The 18,971-nt window shown below is 48.5% G+C and carries 15 protein-coding genes; all 15 read right to left on the bottom strand.

Annotated elements, in window-relative coordinates; genetic code table 11:
• Positions 1–73 precede the first annotated feature (73 nt).
• The 15 genes from pnp to Q9R23_RS03605 all read right to left on the bottom strand — a co-directional run bounded on the left by pnp (position 74) and on the right by Q9R23_RS03605 (position 18,969).
• Positions 74–2,293, bottom strand: a complete 2,220-nt coding sequence (gene pnp, locus Q9R23_RS03675; RefSeq protein WP_214854476.1) for a polyribonucleotide nucleotidyltransferase — start codon at positions 2,291–2,293, stop codon at positions 74–76.
• 138 nt (positions 2,294–2,431) lie between these two features.
• Positions 2,432–2,701 carry a 30S ribosomal protein S15 gene (gene rpsO / locus Q9R23_RS03670; protein WP_023468676.1) on the bottom strand — a complete coding sequence of 90 codons (270 nt, stop codon included), beginning with the start codon at positions 2,699–2,701 and terminating at the stop codon, positions 2,432–2,434.
• A 123-nt stretch (positions 2,702–2,824) separates the two neighbouring features.
• Positions 2,825–3,754 carry a bifunctional riboflavin kinase/FAD synthetase gene (locus tag Q9R23_RS03665; protein WP_214854479.1) on the bottom strand — a complete coding sequence of 310 codons (930 nt, stop codon included), beginning with the start codon at positions 3,752–3,754 and terminating at the stop codon, positions 2,825–2,827.
• Between the two features lie 16 nt (positions 3,755–3,770).
• Positions 3,771–4,679, bottom strand: coding sequence for a tRNA pseudouridine(55) synthase TruB (gene truB / locus Q9R23_RS03660; RefSeq protein ID WP_214854482.1), 909 nt, complete (start codon positions 4,677–4,679; stop codon positions 3,771–3,773).
• Between the two features lie 50 nt (positions 4,680–4,729).
• Complete coding sequence (gene rbfA / locus Q9R23_RS03655) at positions 4,730–5,071, bottom strand: 30S ribosome-binding factor RbfA (protein ID WP_023468679.1); 342 nt, start codon at positions 5,069–5,071, stop codon at positions 4,730–4,732.
• Positions 5,072–5,110: 39 nt separating this feature from the next.
• Complete coding sequence (infB, locus tag Q9R23_RS03650; RefSeq protein WP_290759187.1) at positions 5,111–7,282, bottom strand: translation initiation factor IF-2; 2,172 nt, start codon at positions 7,280–7,282, stop codon at positions 5,111–5,113.
• A gap of 15 nt (positions 7,283–7,297) precedes the next feature.
• A complete protein-coding gene (locus Q9R23_RS03645; RefSeq protein WP_023468681.1) occupies positions 7,298–7,600 on the bottom strand; it encodes a YlxQ family RNA-binding protein in 303 nt (100 codons plus the stop codon).
• Positions 7,593–7,862 (bottom strand): RNase P modulator RnpM, encoded by a 270-nt coding sequence (gene rnpM, locus Q9R23_RS03640; RefSeq protein WP_023468682.1) that lies wholly within the window; start codon positions 7,860–7,862, stop codon positions 7,593–7,595. The genes Q9R23_RS03645 and rnpM overlap by 8 nt, the downstream gene beginning before the upstream one ends.
• 3 nt (positions 7,863–7,865) lie before the next feature.
• Positions 7,866–8,975, bottom strand: a complete 1,110-nt coding sequence (gene nusA, locus Q9R23_RS03635; protein WP_023468683.1) for a transcription termination factor NusA — start codon at positions 8,973–8,975, stop codon at positions 7,866–7,868.
• 17 nt (positions 8,976–8,992) lie between these two features.
• Entirely contained in the window at positions 8,993–9,460 is a 468-nt protein-coding gene (gene rimP, locus Q9R23_RS03630) for a ribosome maturation factor RimP (protein WP_023468684.1), read from the bottom strand.
• A gap of 129 nt (positions 9,461–9,589) precedes the next feature.
• Positions 9,590–13,861, bottom strand: coding sequence for a PolC-type DNA polymerase III (locus Q9R23_RS03625; RefSeq protein ID WP_311246553.1), 4,272 nt, complete (start codon positions 13,859–13,861; stop codon positions 9,590–9,592).
• Between the two features lie 147 nt (positions 13,862–14,008).
• The gene (locus Q9R23_RS03620; protein WP_035407061.1) at positions 14,009–15,709 is read right to left on the bottom strand and encodes a proline--tRNA ligase; all 1,701 of its coding nucleotides are present in this window, start codon (positions 15,707–15,709) and stop codon (positions 14,009–14,011) included.
• A gap of 34 nt (positions 15,710–15,743) precedes the next feature.
• Positions 15,744–16,985: an RIP metalloprotease RseP gene (rseP, locus tag Q9R23_RS03615; protein WP_056062204.1), complete on the bottom strand. Its 1,242-nt coding sequence runs from the start codon at positions 16,983–16,985 to the stop codon at positions 15,744–15,746.
• Between the two features lie 14 nt (positions 16,986–16,999).
• Positions 17,000–18,154 carry a 1-deoxy-D-xylulose-5-phosphate reductoisomerase gene (locus Q9R23_RS03610; RefSeq protein WP_308101741.1) on the bottom strand — a complete coding sequence of 385 codons (1,155 nt, stop codon included), beginning with the start codon at positions 18,152–18,154 and terminating at the stop codon, positions 17,000–17,002.
• A 14-nt stretch (positions 18,155–18,168) separates the two neighbouring features.
• Complete coding sequence (locus Q9R23_RS03605; RefSeq protein ID WP_311246419.1) at positions 18,169–18,969, bottom strand: phosphatidate cytidylyltransferase; 801 nt, start codon at positions 18,967–18,969, stop codon at positions 18,169–18,171.
• Between the last annotated feature and the right edge of the window lie 2 nt (positions 18,970–18,971).

The raw sequence follows: 18,971 nt of genomic DNA, 5'->3' as shown, positions 1-18,971 counted from the left end.
GTAATTCCTCCAAATATAGGAAACAAGGTGGCTCTCGTTGCATTCTCTGCACCGTCGAGCCACCTTGGATTCATTAGTTACGACGTGGTGGACGTTGTCCGTCACGTGGTGGGCGTGAACCCTGATCCCGGCGTGGCGGGCGGTTCTCACGCTCTGTCTTTTTCTTTTCTTCGTATGCGGCACGGTCTTCTTCGCTTAATCCTTCGACGAGCAGGACTTTGTGCGACGCGTTAACGCGTCCTTTGTCATCGATTTCTGTGACACGGACTTTTAGCTTATCTCCAAGTTTAACGACATCTTCCGTTTGACCAACACGGTCAAGTGCGAGTTCCGAGATGTGGACGAGTGCGTCTTTTCCTTTGAACAATTCAACGAATGCACCGAATTTCTCAACGCGACGGACCGTTCCATCGAATTCTTCACCGACGACGACTTCACGGACGATATCTTCGATCAATTGACGGGCACGATCGATGCCAGCTTGATCCGTCGAAGCGATAAAGACTGTTCCGTCTTGATCGATGTCGATCTTAACGCCTGTCTCATCAATGATACCGTTGATGACTTTACCACCAGGTCCGATGACATCACGGATTTTATCTGGATTGATTTTAAGTGTGACGATTTTCGGCGCGTATTGCGACAATTCGACACGCGGTTCAGCAATGACAGATTGCATATGCTCAAGAATATGCAGACGACCAAGACGTGCTTGTTCAAGTGCTTCTTCAAGAATTTGACGCGTGATTCCGCCAATTTTCATATCCATTTGGAGAGCTGTGACACCTTCGTGAGTTCCAGCGACTTTAAAGTCCATATCTCCGAGATGATCTTCCATCCCTTGGATATCTGTCAAGATCGAGTAATTTTCGCCTTCCATGATCAAGCCCATCGCGATACCAGCGACAGGTGCTTTTAATGGAACACCCGCATCCATCATGGCAAGGATCGAACCACAGATGGAAGCCTGTGATGAAGAACCGTTCGACTCAAGGACTTCCGACACGAGACGAATCGTGTACGGGAAATCAACTTCATTCGGAAGAACTGGTAAAAGTGCGCGTTCTCCGAGTGCCCCGTGACCAATTTCACGACGACCTGGTGCACGCATCGGACGTGCTTCCCCAACTGAGAATGGTGGGAAGTTATAATGGTGCATGAAACGTTTCTCTTCCTTCAGACCAAGTCCATCAATGATTTGAGCGTCAGCTGCAACACCGAGTGTCGCAACAGACAAGACTTGTGTCTGACCGCGTGTGAACAAACCTGAACCGTGCGCACGTGGTAAGAGACCGACTTCTGAATCAAGTGGACGGATCTCAGCAAGACCACGACCATCTGGACGAACTTTGTCTTCCGTGATGAGGCGACGGACTTCGTCTTTGACGAACTTGTTGAGAACGCCTGATACTTCTGCCAATTGTTCTGCTGTGACGGACTCGTCAGCTGCATACAACTCGATGTATTTTGCGATGACTTCGTTGATGGCAACGTCACGTGCTTGTTTTTCTTCGACTTGAACTGCTTGTGTGACTTCTGCCAATGCTTCTGCTTTCAGGCGATTGACGATTGTCTCATCGAAGCTTGATACCGTATATTCGAACTTCTCTTTACCGACTTGTGCGACGATTTCTTCTTGGAACGCGATCATTTCCTTGATGACATCGTGTCCGAGCAAGATCGCTTCAAGCATTGCTTGTTCCGATACTTCCTTCGCACCTGCTTCAACCATGTTGACGGCATGTTTTGTTCCGGCAACTTGAAGGTCGATGTCGCTGACTTCCATTTGCGCTGAAGTCGGGTTCACGACGAATTCTCCGTCAACGCGACCGATCGTCACGCCTGCGATTGGACCGTCGAATGGAATATCCGAGATCGAAAGCGCAATCGAAGCCCCGATCATCGCAGCGACTTCTGGTGAATTGTCAGCATCTGACGAAAGAACCGTCGTCGCCACTTGAACGTCGTGACGGAAACCGTCCGGGAATAATGGACGGATTGGACGGTCGATCAGACGCGAAGTCAAGATCGCACTCTCTCCAGGACGTCCTTCACGTTTGAGGAATCCACCTGGGATTTTCCCTGCCGCATATAATTTTTCTTCATAGTTCACTGTTAATGGGAAGAAATCTAAGTCCTTCGGTTGTTTTGATGCAACGACCGTAGCAAGAACGGCTGTATCGCCGTAACGAATCAATGCTGCTCCGTTCGCTTGTTTTGCTAATTGACCGATTTCAATCGTTAATGGACGTCCACCGAGTTCGGTCGAAAACGTCTGTTTTGTTTGTGACATGCACAAATCTCCTCTCACTGCTATCCGTTTTTTCATTCAAATCTAATTATGTAGGTTCTTGCGCAAAAAGTCCATGAATCGGCAAAAAAAAGAAACAGGAGACGATGCTCCTGCTTCCCTACCTCGTTCTCGTCGGGATTAGCGACGGAGACCAAGACGCTCGATCAACGAACGGTAACGTGCAACATCCTTGTTACGAAGGTATGTGAGCAAGTTACGGCGACGACCGACCATTTTCAAGAGACCACGACGTGAGTGGTGATCCTTTTTGTGTGTACGTAAGTGATCGTTCAAAGTTGTGATCTGTTCAGTTAAAACAGCAACTTGTACTTCCGGCGAACCAGTATCGCCTTGTTTCGTAGCATATGCTTCGATGATTTCGTTTTTACGTTCTTTTGTGAGTGCCATTGTCACTCCACCTCCATCTTATGAATGACCGTATTCCCGAGCATCGGATGGTGAGACCAGATGCCAAGTGAATCGGCTGTACGTGATCGTACTGACCTATCATAACGAACCCTGTCCGTACTGTCAAACGCTTAATTGTACCTTTGCTTCTTCGCGGTCCCGTGCCAATTGTTCTTTCAATTGATCGATACCGTTGAAGGCTTTTTCATCGCGTAAGTAAGCAATCCATTCAAGCGTCAATTCTTGACCATAAAGATCCTCATCAAAGTCAAGAAGATGCGTCTCGATGCTGACCTCTCCCGTCTCATAGAACGTCGGGCGTCTGCCGACGTTCGTCATCGCCTTGAACCGACGACCGTCTGCTAGGCGAACGAATGTCGCATACACCCCGAGTTTTGGAATGACGTAGGCAAAATCTGGGCGCATGTTCGCTGTCGGGAAGCCAATTTGTCGACCGCGTGCGTCACCGTGAATGATCGTGCCTTTGATTTGGTAAGGTTCTCCAAGCAAACATGCAGCCGGTTCGACTTCTCCTGCAGCAAGTAAACGACGAATCCGGGTTGAGCTGATCTTTTCAGCTTCTTCTTGGAATTCTGCTACGACGGTATGCGTAAATGTGCCACGACTATGAAAATCAAGCGTCGCCATTTTGCCGGCTCCGAAACGACCGTAGGAATAATCGAATCCAGCAACGACGTGTTCTGCTCCAGACGCAATCAGATATTCGTCGACGAACGCTTGCGGTGATAATTCCGAGAAAGGAATCGTAAACTCAATCACATAAACACGATCTACACCAAGCTGCTCGAGTTTCTCTAATTTACGTTCAAGCGGTGTGATGTAGTGGACTGGTTCATCCCCTTTACCAAGCACTTGTTTCGGATGGGGATCAAAGGTCATGATAGCCAAGGGCAGGCGACGAGCCTCCGCCTCTTTCCGTGCTGCTGCGATGACTTGCTGATGTCCGAGATGTACACCGTCAAAAAAGCCGAGTGCGATGACAGCAGGGTCTTTTTGAGGTTGTTCCGGATATGTTAAATGTATGATGTCCATGATGCTCTCTCCGATCTTAATCGATTTGTAGCATGACCTCGACGCGTGCTACCTGTTCTTCTGGAAGACGTCGATATAGCGCTAAAGGTACGTCTTCTTCATTATAGACAGTAAACAGCTCGAATTCGACTGGAATGCTTGTTAGCTTTGCTCCGTTCAAGACACGTTGCGCTGTTGACGCATCGACCGTCAAGCGTGGCCATTTTTGGATGACGTGTTCGATCGGTAGGACGTGTTGCATCCGTTCTTCGACTGTCTCATACGATTCGAGTGTCTCAAGAGTCACTGTATCCGTCTCAGCAATCGCACCAGAGCCTGTCCGGCGTAGTTCACTCATGTGTGCCGCGTAACCAAGTCGTTCTCCGATTTCTACTGCTAATGTCCGGATATACGTCCCTTTTCCACATGCAATATCGAGGCGGAAGCGACAAAGACCATCTTCGAACACAAGGGCCGATGTCCGCTCTAATCGATCGATGCGGACGATTCGTGTCGGTCGTTCGACTTCAATGCCTTTTCGGGCATATTCATATAATTTTTTCCCATTCACTTTAACAGCTGAATAATACGGTGGCGTCTGCTCGATCTCTCCTGTCAATTGAGTCAAGATGTCCTCAATTGCTTCCTCGGTAATAGTTCCCGGTTCAACCGCTGTTTCGCGAACTGTTTCCCCGTGCGCATCTTCCGTCGTCGTTGCAAAGCCGATCGTCACTTCCGCCGCGTAGCGCTTTCCTTCATCCGTGATGAAGCGGGCAAGCTTCGTCGCTCGACCGAGACAAATCGGTAAGACACCCGTTACTTCCGGATCAAGCGTACCTGTATGTCCGACTTTTTTCGTCTGAAACAAGCGACGTAGACGAAAGACACAATCATGACTCGTCATACCCGCTGGTTTATCTAACGGTAATACTCCGATGGGTTCCACGTTATTTCCTCCTTGAAAAAAGGCAACCACACACGTGGTTGCCTTAGATGTTAATCTTTGTTCAAATTCCGAAGCAACTCATCAATGCGTGATCCGTATTCGACAGAAGAATCGACCTCGAACAATAATTCAGGTGTTTTTCGTAGACGAATCCGCGATCCGATTTCCTTGCGCATGAAGCCTTTTGATTTTTCAAGACCGATGCGCGCATCCTCACGTGCTTTTTCGTCACCGAGGACCGAATAGAAGATCGTCGCTTGTTGCAAGTCTCCTGTCACTTCGACACCTGTGACGGTAATCGGCTTGACGCGTGGATCCTTGACATCTTTGATGAGCAGTTGCGTAATTTCCTTACGCACCTGTTCGGCGACACGATTCGAGCGTAAACTCATGTTTGTTCCCTCCAGTTCGGAAGAATGGATTCCGTTCTGTTACTTCCGTTTGACTTCTTCCATGATGAACGCTTCGATGACATCATCGACTTTTACGTCATCATAACGTTCGATCTTAATACCACATTCGTATCCAGCAGCGACTTCTTTGACATCATCTTTGAAGCGGCGAAGTGTGTCGAGTTTTCCTTCGTAGATGACGATGCTGTCACGAACGACACGGACGCCTGCATCACGCGTCAACTTACCTTCCGTGACATATCCACCTGCGATCGTACCGACTTTCGATACTTTGATGACATCGCGGACTTCAGCTTGACCGATGATTTTCTCGACGAATTCAGGATCAAGGAGACCTTTCATCGCTTGCTCGATTTCTTCAATCGCGTTATAGATGATCCGGTGAAGACGAATTTCGACTTTCTCCTGATCTGCCATTGATTTTGCGTTACCATCCGGACGAACGTTGAATCCGATGATGATCGCATTTGCTGCTGAGGCGAGGATGACGTCACCTTCCGTGATCGCACCAACACCTGAGTGTACGATGTTAATTTTAACACCTTCGACATCAATTTTCTTCAATGAACCGGCTAAGGCTTCAACTGAACCTTGGACATCACCTTTGATGATGATGTTGAGATCCTTGACTTCGCCTTCTTTGATGCGGTCGAAGAGATCTTCTAAGCTGACTTTCGCTGAATCGCGACGTTGTGCTTCGATTTCACGTTGGTAACGTGCTTCACCGATTTGGCGTGCTTTTTTCTCATCTTCGAACGCGAAGAATTGATCACCCGCTTTCGGGACATCGTTCAAACCTGTAATTTCGATTGGCGTCGATGGTCCGACTTCTTTGACACGACGACCGATATCGTTGACCATTGCCCGGATACGACCGAACGTGTGACCGACGACGATCGGGTCACCAACGCGAAGTGTTCCGTGTTGAACGAGAAGTGTAGCGACTGGACCGCGTCCTTTATCGAGTTTCGCCTCGATGACTGTTCCGCGACCGTTCATGTCTGGTGTTGATTTATATTCTTGAACTTCTGAGACGAGAAGGATCATCTCGAGCAATTCGTCGATGCCGTCTCCTTTAAGAGCTGAAACCGGTACGAAGATTGTATCGCCGCCCCAGTCCTCTGCAACGAGTTCAAACTCTGTCAATTCTTGTTTGACACGGTCTGGGTTTGCGCCTTCTTTATCCATCTTGTTGACAGCAACGATGATTGGAACGCCAGCTGCTTTCGCGTGGCTGATCGCTTCTTCCGTCTGTGGCATGACACCGTCATCCGCTGCAACGACGATGATCGCGATATCCGTGACATCTGCTCCACGTGCACGCATTGTCGTGAACGCCGCGTGACCTGGTGTATCAAGGAACGTAATTTTCTTGCCGTCGATCTCAACTTGGTAAGCACCGATGTGCTGTGTGATCCCGCCAGCTTCGCCTGCAGTGACCTTCGTGTTACGAATCGAATCAAGCAATGTCGTTTTACCGTGGTCAACGTGTCCCATGATCGTAACGACCGGTGGACGCTCAGACAACTCGTACTGGTCGAGATTCAATTCGTACTGATCAAAGTCCGTCTCATCGACTTGGACTGTCTTCTCGACTTCAAAGCCGAACTCTGTCGCGAGAAGTTCCACTGTCTCGTCATCAAGATCTTGGTTGATGTTCGCCATGACACCGAGACCCATCAATTTCATGATCAGTTCATTCGGTTTTTTCGCCATTTTTTCAGCGAGTTCACCGACTGTCAAGTTGTCAGAGTATTGAACGACGTTTGCCATCGCCTCTTCTTGTGCACGGCGAGCAGCTTTGCGTTGACTCGACTTCGAGTTCGGATCCGCTACTTCAAGTTTACGCGGTTCTGCTTTCTTTTGGTTCGGACGACGTTTGCCGCCACGGTTGTTACGGTTGCCGAATTCTGGGCGTCCGCCTTTGCTGTTACGTGATTGGTTACCTGCTGGTTTGTTTGTACTTCCTGGTCGGTTCGGTTTATTATCTGATTTCACTTGTTTTGGAGCCTCCGTCTTTTGAGCCCGATATTTCTCGGGATTAAATACTTGATCGAGTTGCTGTACTGTCTGTTCATCTAATACTGCCATATGATTCTTGACTGGTTTCTCCAGCTTTTCAAGCTGGGTGATGACCTGCTTACTTGTTACATTTTGTTCCTTGGCGAATTCGTATACACGTTTACCCAAAGGATCCACCTCCAATTAGTCGTTCGAGAGGAGTTCAGTTAGCTTTTTCGCAAATCCGGCTTCATTGACTGACACGACAACACGCGCATCCTTTCCTAATGCTTGACCGAGAATCGTACGGTCGGCGACTTCTAGGTAAGGAACCTGATAACTCGTACATTTATCTGTGACTTTCTTACGCGTGGCAGCCCCCGCATCTGCTGCTAAAAGAACAAGCTTCGCTTGCCCTCCTCGTACTTCTTTCAGTACGAGTTCTTCTCCCGTCGTCACTTTTCTAGCTCGATTCGCGAGACCGAGAAGGGATTCCCATTTACTCATTTGTACCTCCCGCGATTTCAAGCAATTCATCGTATAAGGCATCTGTCGTCTTGACCTTTAAATGATGATCAAGCGTCCGTTTTTTCTTCGCCGTCGCAATGACTGCCGCATCTTTCGATAAATAGGCACCTCGCCCATTCATCTTACCATTTAAATCGATGACGACCTCTTGTTCAGGTGTCCGGACGACACGAATTAATTCTTTTTTCGGTTTCATTTCTTGTGTGATGACACACTTACGTAATGGTACCTTTTTTTGCACGAATTATTCCTCGCCTTCGACTTGGACCGCTTCTACTGCCGGCTCTTCCGTCGCGAAGACATCTTCGAGATCCATCGCTTCCGCTTCAGACTCGCTCTTGATGTCGATTTTCCATCCTGTCAATTTCGCTGCGAGACGCGCGTTTTGACCACGTTTCCCGATTGCAAGCGACAGTTGGAAATCTGGAACGACGACGATTGTCGCTTTCGCTGGTTCGTTGACATAGACCGCAACGACTTGAGCTGGGCTGAGTGCGTTCGCGACATATTCTTTCGGATCATCCGAGTAACGGACGATATCGATTTTTTCCCCGTTCAAATCATTGACGATGCGTTGAACACGCGCCCCTTTTTGTCCGACACATGCACCGACTGGATCGATGTCGTCCGCTGCGACTGCGATTTTCGAACGGTCGCCCGCTTCACGCGCCACAGACTTGACTTCGACTTCGCCACTTGAAATCTCTGGTACTTCGATTTCGAAGAGACGTTTTAAGAGACCTGGATGTGTCCGTGATACGAGAATCGATGCCCCTGATCCTTTGACCATCGGATCAACCTTCGTGACGTACACCTTGATGCGATCACGAATCCCGAAACGCTCGTTCGGCATTTGCTCGTGTGTCGTCAAGACAGCTTCGATACCTTCTAGGTTGACGTACAAGTTGCGTGCATCTTGACGCTCGACGATACCTGTCATGATCTCATCTTCACGATCCGCGAAGTGATTGTAGATGCGTTCGCGTTCTGCTTCACGCATTTTTTGTGTGACGATTTGTTTTGCTGTTTGTGCCGCAACACGACCGAAGTCGCCTGGCGTCACTTCGACTTTATGGAAATCGCCGAGTTCATATGTCGGATCGATCTCGTGCGCCTCTTCAAGCGAAAGTTGCTCTTCTGGTTGTGTCAATCGTTCGACGACTTCCTTAAGCGCGAAGACACGGATGTCTCCTGTCTGCTGGTCGAATTCGACCTTTACAGCCTCCGACTCTTTTCCGAAGTTGCGTCGGTACGCTGAAATCAATGCCTGTTCGAGCGCATCGATGATGATGTTCTTGTCAATTTCCTTCTCTTTCGCGATTTGATTGATCGCCTCGAGTAACTGTGGTCCCATCGTTCTCTTCCTTTCCGTCAGAACATTACCGCAAGTCGCGCAAGTGAAATCTTGTCGACCGGTATCTCAATTTTCAATTTTCTTGTTTTGACACGCACTTCGATTTCAAGCATCTCAGGTGTGTACGCGAGCAACGTTCCTTCGAATTCAACCGCATTCTTTACTGGATCGTGCGTTTTGATGTACACATGTTTCCCAATCGCCTTTTCGAAGTCCTCGTCTTTCTTCAGTGGACGTTCCGCTCCTGGACTAGCGACGTCGAGGTAATACGGCTCGTCGATCGGATCATTGTCATTCAATGCTTCCGATAACTGTTCATTGATTTTGACGCAGTCTTCAAGATCCACGCCACCCTCTTTGTCGATGGAGACACGTAGGAACCAATCCGCCCCTTCTTTGACGAATTCAACGTCGACTAGCTCCATCCCCTCTCGTTCGACGATTGGTTTTGCGAGCGCTTCGACCTTTTCCGTTACGTTCGTCATCTTCATCCTCCTTCAAAAAACAAACAAGAAAGGAGCAGGTCCCCCTACTCCTTCCAAGTCGTAGTATAAAAAACATTTCCTCACTCAATATAGCATAGGAAAGCGCTCAAAGCAAGTGTTCCTAAGGGCTTACAAGTCGAACAAGGAGAGCTGATTCTCGTCTGGTAACCCTTCGAGACAGCCTAGGTTATCGAGCGTCTCGATGATCGATTTCGACAATTTGGCGCGTTTTTGGAGGTCTTCCTTCGAGAGGAATTCTCCACCTTTACGCGCTTCGACGATTTGCTTCGCAGCATTCGTCCCGAGACCTGTCACGGCGTTAAACGGTGGTAACAGCGTATCCCCGTCAATGAGGAATTCCGTTGCACTCGAGCGATAGAGATCGACCTTTTGGAACGTAAAGCCGCGTTCAATCATCTCAAGTGCGATTTCAAGAACCGTGTACAATCCCTTATCCTTCGCCGTCGCCTCGAATCCTTTGTCCTTGATGTCTTGCAAGACTTTCCGAACGGCAGCAGAGCCCTTATTCATCGCACCGATGTCAAAATCACCCGCACGTACCGTAAAGTACGAAGCGTAGTAATACATCGGATGATGGACTTTATAATAAGCAATCCGGACAGCCATCAAGACGTAGGCGGCAGCATGGGCTTTCGGGAACATATACTTGATTTTCTTGCAGGAATCGATATACCAGAGCGGCACATCGTTCTCAATCATCGCCTCTTCCATGTCAATCGAGAGTCCTTTCCCTTTACGGACCGACTCCATGATTTTAAAGGCGAGTGACGGTTCAAGACCAGCGTAGATCAAGTAGACCATGATATCATCTCGACAACCGATGACGTCTTTTAGTTCACACGTTCCGTTGTAAATTAATTCGCTGGCGTTTCCGAGCCAGACATCCGTTCCGTGCGAGAGTCCTGAAATCTGGACGAGCTCTGAGAACGTCGTCGGTTTCGTCTCTTCTAACATTTGCCGGACGAATTTTGTTCCAAACTCGGGAATACCAAGCGTTCCCGTTTTTGAATCGATTTGCTCCGGCGTCACACCGATCGATTCCGTCGAACTGAAGATTTTCATAACTTCCGGGTCATCGACCGGAATCGTCTTCGGATCACGTCCTGATAGATCCTGTAGCATCCGAATCATCGTCGGATCATCGTGACCGAGGATATCGAGTTTGAGCAAGTTATCGTGAATCGAGTGGAAGTCAAAGTGTGTCGTCTTCCATTCAGAACCCATATCGTCTGCGGGATACTGTATCGGACTGATATCGTAAATGTCCATATAGTCCGGTACGACGATGATCCCACCTGGGTGTTGCCCAGTCGTCCGTTTAACACCGGTGACACCACTGACAAGACGATCGACTTCCGCATTCCGATATGTCAACTCATTCTCCGACTGATACCCTTTGACATAGCCATACGCCGTCTTCTCGGCGATTGTTCCGATCGTTCCGGCACGGTAGACGTAATCGTCACCGAACAAGACTTTCGTATAGGCGTGTGCCTGCGGCTGGTATTCTCCACTGAAGTTCAAATCGATATCCGGTACTTTATCCCCTTTAAATCCAAGGAACGTCTCGAACGGAATATCATGACCGTCTTTGAACAACGGGACATCACATTTCGAACAGGACTTATCCGGTAAATCGAATCCTGAACCGACCGAACCGTCATCGAAGAACTCCGATTCCTTACAATTCGGACAGACATAATGCGGTGGCAATGGATTGACTTCCGTGATCTCGGTCATCGTCGCAACGAGACTTGATCCGACCGATCCCCGTGAACCGACCAAATAGCCGTCGTCGAGTGATTTTTTTACGAGTTTATGGGAAATCAAATAGATGACAGCGAATCCGTGACCGATAATCGACTTCAACTCTTTTTCGAGTCGGGCTTCGACGATCTCTGGTAACGTGTCGCCATAAATCCGGTGCGCCATATCGTACGACAGATTCCGAACTTCTTCGTCTGCCCCTTCGATCTTCGGTGTATAAAGATCTTTTGGAATGATATCGATGTTCTCGAACTGTTCCGCGACGGCTTGACTGTTCGTGATGACGAGACGTTCCGACACATCTGGTCCGAGGAACTTAAAGTCGTCCATCATTTCCTTCGTCGTCCGGAAATGCGCCGGTGGCAATTGTTTTCGCATGTTCAGCATGTTCGCTCCACCTTGCGTCCGGATCAAAATTTCTCGATACGTGGCGTCATGTTGATCGAGGTAATGTACGTTACCAGTCGCGACTGGTAAGATGTCATGTTCTTCCGCGACACGGATGATCTTTTTAATCAGTTCGCGCAGTTCAAGTTCATTCTGAACGATTTCCCGTTCGATCAAATGACCATACATCGCTGGTGGTTGAATCTCGATGAAATCATAGAACTGCATCACTTTTGCTAAATCTTCGTCCGACTTATTCAAGGCGGCATCAAATACCTCGCCGTTATCACAAGCTGACCCGATGATCAACCCATCCCGATGTGCGATGAGTTGTGAGCGTGGTGTGCGGACGACACGGTGCACGTGTTTTGTGTGAGCAATCGAAATCAATTGGTACAGATTCTTCAAGCCCGTCCGGTTCTTCGCATAGACCGTCGCGTGGTATGGTCGTGCCCGCGAGATATCTTTTCCCATCTCTCGGTTGAGTGAGGCATGTGTCTTCATGTTGAACATCTCATCTGCCATTTGAAGCAACTTGACCATCAAATATCCTGTCGCTTCCGCATCATAAATGGCGCGGTGATGCTGCGTCAATTCGATGTCAAATCGTTTCGCGAGTGTGTTCAACCGGTGGTTTTTAAGTGTCGGCATCAGGACACGGGCTAACTCAAGCGTATCAATGACCGGTAAGACTGATTCATCGTGACCACCAGACCGGAGTGTCGCATTCAAGAATCCAATATCAAACGAGGCATTGTGGGCAACGAGAATCGAGTCGCCGACCCAGTCCATGAATTCCTTGACGACTTGTTCCGGGTCTGGTTTTCCCCGGACCATATCATCGGTAATCCCTGTCAAGTCAATCGTCGTCGCCGACAATAGATGCTTCGGATCCGCGAATGCTTCGAATTTATCGATGATATCACCATCGTAGATTTTAACAGCTGCAAGTTCGATGATCTTGTTGTACATCGCCGATAAACCAGTTGTCTCGACGTCAAAGACGACGAATGTCGCGTCATCCAAATTGCGCTCCACCGGATGGTAGGCGACTTGCACCCCGTCATTGACGACGTTTGCTTCAATTCCGTACAGTACCTTGATATCGTTTTTCTTTCCGGCATAGTAGGCATCCGGAAAACTTTGTGCACCGGCGTGATCCGTGATCGCGACAGCAGGGTGACCCCATTTTGCGGCACGCTCGACGTATTTTGTCACGTTCATGACGGCGTCCATCTGGCTCATTTGCGAGTGCGCATGTAACTCGACACGTTTCTCGCCTGCCCAAGGGTCAACAGGGGCTTCCATCTTCACTTCTGACAGTTGGGCAATCATCATACAGAGATCGCGCAGGAACGTATCGAACTCGACACGACCTGCTGCTTGAATCCACATGCCTTTTTTGATGGCTGAGAGGATTTTGACGTCTGTTTCGTCACGCGCAAACATTTTGACGACGAGCGAGTCCGTATAATCTGTCATCTTGAACGTAAAAATTGTCTTCCCACTTCGTAGTTCACGACTCTCAGCTGAGAAAACAAGACCACGGATCGCAATCCGTCGTTCCTCATCTTGAATCGTCTTGATCGGAACGATCTCATCTTGAATTGGTTTCCCGATCCGGATTTCGACAGGGCCATCATCGTCATCTCGCGATTGTTCCCGTTTGAATTGCAACTCGAGCATCCGTTTTGCTTCTTCCATGTCTTCCTGTTTCACCTGATTTCGCAACGCTTCTTGTTTCGATTCGTTGATCTGAACAATCGGTTCACAGTTGAATTTTGGGAATCCGTAAGCACTATAGAGTAATTGTAATTCCCCACATAAGCTACTCTTTAAGAAACCTGCTTCCGGTTCACTTCGGACCGGAATGAATAGTTTCTGTTCTTTAAACTCCGGTAAGACACGCCCGAGTTGTGTCCGCATTGCCGATGAGACATCTGCGAGATCCTGCACGACATATGGCCAGTAATCATGATACATCCGTTCATCTGGACGGCTATCTGCGTGTAATATGATTTTGACTTCGGCAAATTGCTGATACCGACTTGTCAAACGACTCGTAAAGAGTTGATAGACGTTTTGGGGTAAAACATGTGGCAAGCGAATTTCAAATGTCCAGGTTGCCTTTGCTTTATTGACGCGAAGCTTCTCGAGAACTGCTTCGTGAAAGTATTCTTCAATGATACCGTTCGGTAATTCCAAGTCACTGAGCAACAGTGACATGCGTTGTTGTGTATCCACTCGCAATTGTGCTGTCTGATCGCTTCACACCGTGACAGCAACTCCTCCTCCTCTTGCGGATTGCCCAAGGGGCGAATGGGTGTGAGACAAGAAAACAGTCACTTTATGAAAAGTGACCGTCTCCATTCTTTATTCTAAACCTTCATAGAGTGAACGAACAGCCTCAACGACTTGTTCCTGTCCAACTTCTTCTGCATCGCCACCACGACGGGCTTTTAATTCGACGATTCCTTCTGTCGCTTTTTTCCCGACGTTCAAGCGAACCGGTAGACCGATCAAATCAGCATCGGCGAACTTGACACCTGCTCGTTCTTTCCGGTCGTCAAGCAAGACGCTGAATCCTGCAGCCGTCAACTCACGGTATAGTGTCTCTCCGAGTTCGAGTTGTTCTGCATTTTTACCGTTGACGACGATTAAATGAACATCGTATGGCGCGATTGCTTTTGGCCAAATGATTCCACGCTCATCATAATGTTGTTCGACGACTGCCGACAATGTCCGCGAGACACCAATGCCGTAACAACCCATGATGAGAGGTTGTGCTTTACCGCCCTCGTCGAGGAACGTCGCTCCCATTCCTTCTGAGTAACGTGTTCCGAGTTTGAAGACTTGACCGACTTCAATCCCGCGAGCGAACTTGACTTGACCGTTACCGTCTGGTGACGCGTCACCTTCTTCTGCGAAGCGCAAGTCTGTATATTCTGCTTCGAAATCACGGCTTGGGTCGACATGGATATAATGCGTTTCCGCTTTATTTGCACCACAGACAGCGTTCGTCAAGGCACGAATCGCGTAGTCCGCGACGACCTTCATATCTGCCCCGATTGGTCCAAGTGTTCCAGGCGTTGAGTGAAGCGCTGCTTCAATCTCTTCGTCGCTCGCCATCGTGATGTCGAGTGCACCGAGATAGTTTTTCAACTTGATATCGTTGACTTCGTGATCGCCCCGGACGAGTGCCATGACAAGCCCTTGCTCCGTCTTGAAGATGACGGTCTTGATTGATTCGTTTGCTGGTAAATTCAAATGTGCGCTGACCGCTTCGATCGTCTTCGCATCTGCCGTATGCACTTCTTCAAGTGCTTCTGGTGCTTTGTCTTGCTTCGGATAGGCGTCGATCGACTCTGCCATCTCTAAGTTTGCCGCATAGTCCGACTGATCCGAATAGACGATCGTATCTTCACCGATTGCTGCTAACGCATGGAACTCATGTGTTCCACTACCACCTATCGCACCTGAGTCAGCGACGACTGGACGGAACTCAAGACCGACACGTGTGAAAATCCGCGAATACGTATCAAACATGTTTTGATACTCTTCGTCTAAGCTCTCTTGTGAAGAATGGAACGAATAAGCGTCCTTCATGATGAACTCACGACCACGTAATAAACCGAAACGTGGACGACGTTCGTCACGGTACTTCATTTGAATCTGGAAGAGATTGACCGGTAACTTTTTGTACGAGTTCAATTCATCACGAACGATCGAAGTGATCAGTTCCTCGTGTGTCGCTCCGAGCGCGAACCGGCGATCATGACGATCCGTCAAGCGCATTAATTCAGGTCCATAGATATCCCAGCGTCCTGTTTCTTCCCATAGTTCAGCTGGTTGAATCGCTGGCATCAGTAATTCTTGCGCACCCGCCGCTTCTAATTCCTCGCGGATGATCGTCTCGATGTTTGCGAGTACTCGTTTTGCGAGGGGTAGATACGAATAGATCCCAGCGGCATTTTGACGCATGAATCCTGCACGAAGCAAGAGTTGGTGACTGATGGCTTCTGCATCAGATGGTACTTCACGCAACGTTGGCATGAATAGTTTTGATTGTTTCATAATGAGTCACGAACTCCTTTGACTGAGTGATTAATTAAAAGAATTTTTGAATGTCGTTCCAAGTGACGACGAGCATGAGTAGCATCAAAAGCGCGAAACCGACGAAGTGAACCAATCCTTCTTTTTGAGGATCAACTGGTTTACCGCGTAAGGCTTCAAGGAAGAGGAACAACAATCGTCCTCCGTCAAGTGCTGGAAGTGGCAATAAGTTGAAGACTGCTAAGTTGACGGACAACAATGCTGTCCATGTCAATAGCATCGAGAACCCACTATCTGCGACCTGATCGGTCATTTTGACGATCCCAACTGGTCCTGATAACTGATCGACGCCGACGACACCCGTCACGAGATCTCCAACAGCTCCGACAATGAGCGTCGACATCCGCCATGTTTCTGAAACTCCGGTTTGGAGTGCTGTCCCGAATGATTTTTCTGTCTCATTCGTGACGCCGATGATGCCGACCTTCTGTTCTCCTTGCTGTTGTACTTTTGGCGTGATTTGTGTTGTCGTTTCTTTCCCATCACGTTCGTATTTCACTTCTGTCGCTTTACCGGCACGATCTTGGAATCCAGCACGTAAATCAGTCCATTTGGCTGTATCCTGACCGTTGACCGAGACAATCCGGTCACCTTCAACAAGTCCAGCTTGATCGGCCGGAGAACCCTTTTGAACTGTTCCGATGACGCTGTCCCCCGTTGGAGAGCCATTATATAAGGCAAGACCGAACAGGATAACGAACGCGAGGACAAAGTTCATGAACGGTCCTGCAGCGATCGCAAGGACGCGCTTCCATACGGATTTCGAACCGAATGTACGATCGTACGGTGCAATTTGTGTCCGTGTCTGACCTTCAACGAGAAATGCTGTCGGTGAAACGGGGTAGCGAACCGATGTCTCGTCTTGCAATCCAACGAGTTCGAGTTGACGCAATAAGTCAATCCGTTCGACAGTAACGACTTGGTCGACTTGTGGCTGATCCGCATCGAAATAAATCGTCTCGATGACGCCGTCCTTTAACTGTAATCCGACGGTTTGACCTGATTTGATTTCAACGAGTTCCGGTTCTTCACCCGCCATCTTGACGTAACCGCCGATTGGCAACAGACGTACCGTATACAACGTCTCATTCTTAAACACTGAAAAGATTTTCGGTCCAAATCCAATCGCGAATTCCCGACAGAGAATACCTGCCCGTTTCGCCATCACGAGATGACCCCATTCATGGACGGCGACGAGTACACCGAACATCAGCACGATTGAAATAAAGGTCGTCATTACTTATCCCATCCTTAGTTAGCGAATGTAAGAGACGATACGAACTCACGCGCCCATCGATCAGCCTCAAGGATTTGATCCAAGGAAGGCTCCTCGATAAGTTCATGAGCTTGAAGCGCCGCCTCAACGCTCGCTTCGATTTCTAAAAAGCGAATGTCTCCTTTTAAGAAGCGATCCACCGCTTGTTCGTTCGCAGCATTGAGTACTGATGGCATCGATCCGCCGGCTTGACCTGCTTCAAAAGCAAGTCGTAACAACGGATAACGCTCAAATGAAGCATCAGCAAAGTGTAGGCGTCCGATTTCCTTTAAGTTTAACCGTTCTCCCCCTTGAATTTCAAGGCGGGACGGATATGTAAGAGCGTACTGAATCGGTTCTCGCATGTCAGGCATACCAAGTTGTGCCATGACCGCACCATCGTTGAATTCGACCATCGAGTGGATGATGGATTCACGGTGAATGACGACATCGATATTTGCATAATCGACATCAAATAACCAATGTGCTTCAATGACTTCGAACCCTTTGTTCATCATTGTCGCAGAATCAATCGTGATTTTTGCTCCCATCGACCAGTTTGGATGCGCTAGTGCTTGTTCGACCGTAACATTCGCTAACTCATCCCGCGTTTGGTCGCGGAAGCTACCACCTGAAGCCGTCAAGATGATTTGACGCACATCTTCACGACGTTCCCCGTTTAAGCATTGGAAAATCGCCGCATGTTCACTGTCAACTGGTAAGATCGTCACGTTTTTCTCACGTGCCAACTTCATGACAAGATGACCTGCCGTGACGAGTGTCTCCTTATTCGCAAGACCAATCGTCTTACCCGCCTCGATTGCAGCAAGCGTTGGACGTAAGCCAACAGCTCCTACGACCGCTGTAATGACCGTATCGACTTCGGGATGCGTCACGACATCAAGCAATTTTTCTTCACCGACAACGATCGTTGGCTGATAAGTCAAGTGTTGCTCGAGTTCTTGACGTGTCGTCTCATCTTGGACGCCGACAAGCATCGGTTGCAGACGGTTCAACCACGGTATGGCGACCGTCGTGTTTCGACCAAATGCAAAACTCGTCAATTCAAAAAGGTCTGGATTAGCCGCAATGACATCGAGCGTCTGCGTACCAATCGATCCTGTACCACCGATGATACTGATTTTCTTCATAATGAAGTGCCTCCTCAAGCAAAGATATCAAGTACGACGAGGACCGTAAAGACGATCATCATGCTGTCGAACCGATCTAGAATACCACCATGACCCGGTAGTAACGTTCCAGAATCTTTCACACCATAATGGCGTTTGTAAGCAGACTGGACCAAGTCACCAAGTTGCCCAACGACGGCAACGATGATGGCAAGGACAATGACTTTCCCAAAACCGACTGTCGGTTCGATACCTTCAAATACGACACCGAGTAAGATGGCAAGCAATATGCCACCGACTGCCCCTTCGATCGTTTTATTGGGACTGATCGACGGCCACAGTTTATTCTTACCGAATCGTTTCCCGACGAAGTAAGCGCCTGAATCCGTGAACCAGATCAAGAGGATAATCAACAGTGACAACGTTAATCCGTGTTCGAGTAAGCGGATATAGGCGAATGATGCAAAACCGACACCGACATACACGGCCGTCAGCAGTAAAAACGCAACATCATCGAACGTAAAGACATTTTTTGAAAATACGTTCCAGAAGAGACCGATCAATAAAATGATCATTGCCCAAGCGATTGGCGAAAGTCCGATCGGAAGCGTCTGATCGACTGCTTCTTCATAAATACCAACGAAAGGCAATAACGTCCCAATACCAAACAGAATCCGAGGAACGCGTGAGCCGCTCCATTGTCGCATCCGAACGAGCTCGGTATATCCGAGAAGCGTTAAGATTGCCATAAATGCTAAAAAGGGAAGTCCGCCGAGATACAGAAGTGCCAAAAAGATAGCACCAGCCCATATCCCTGTGATGATTCGAGTTTTCATAA

It is taken from the genome of Exiguobacterium sp. BRG2 (genome assembly GCF_031844245.1).
Taxonomy (GTDB): Bacteria; Bacillota; Bacilli; order Exiguobacteriales; family Exiguobacteriaceae; genus Exiguobacterium_A.
This window is presented reverse-complemented; position numbering and strand designations above follow the sequence as displayed.

Excerpts from the sequence above, each read along its gene's own strand:
- rpsO (WP_023468676.1), bottom strand. The coding sequence starts at position 2,701 with ATGGCACTCACAAAAGAACGTAAAAACGAAATCATCGAAGCATATGCT.
- Q9R23_RS03645 (WP_023468681.1), bottom strand. The coding sequence starts at position 7,600 with ATGAGTAAATGGGAATCCCTTCTCGGTCTCGCGAATCGAGCTAGAAAA.
- Q9R23_RS03605 (WP_311246419.1), bottom strand. The coding sequence starts at position 18,969 with ATGAAAACTCGAATCATCACAGGGATATGGGCTGGTGCTATCTTTTTG.
- rimP (WP_023468684.1), bottom strand. The coding sequence starts at position 9,460 with ATGACGAACGTAACGGAAAAGGTCGAAGCGCTCGCAAAACCAATCGTC.
- pnp (WP_214854476.1), bottom strand. The coding sequence starts at position 2,293 with ATGTCACAAACAAAACAGACGTTTTCGACCGAACTCGGTGGACGTCCA.
- Q9R23_RS03620 (WP_035407061.1), bottom strand. The coding sequence starts at position 15,709 with ATGAAACAATCAAAACTATTCATGCCAACGTTGCGTGAAGTACCATCT.
- Q9R23_RS03665 (WP_214854479.1), bottom strand. The coding sequence starts at position 3,754 with ATGGACATCATACATTTAACATATCCGGAACAACCTCAAAAAGACCCT.
- Q9R23_RS03625 (WP_311246553.1), bottom strand. The coding sequence starts at position 13,861 with ATGTCACTGTTGCTCAGTGACTTGGAATTACCGAACGGTATCATTGAA.
- rseP (WP_056062204.1), bottom strand. The coding sequence starts at position 16,985 with ATGACGACCTTTATTTCAATCGTGCTGATGTTCGGTGTACTCGTCGCC.
- rbfA (WP_023468679.1), bottom strand. The coding sequence starts at position 5,071 with ATGAGTTTACGCTCGAATCGTGTCGCCGAACAGGTGCGTAAGGAAATT.
- nusA (WP_023468683.1), bottom strand. The coding sequence starts at position 8,975 with ATGGGACCACAGTTACTCGAGGCGATCAATCAAATCGCGAAAGAGAAG.
- Q9R23_RS03610 (WP_308101741.1), bottom strand. The coding sequence starts at position 18,154 with ATGAAGAAAATCAGTATCATCGGTGGTACAGGATCGATTGGTACGCAG.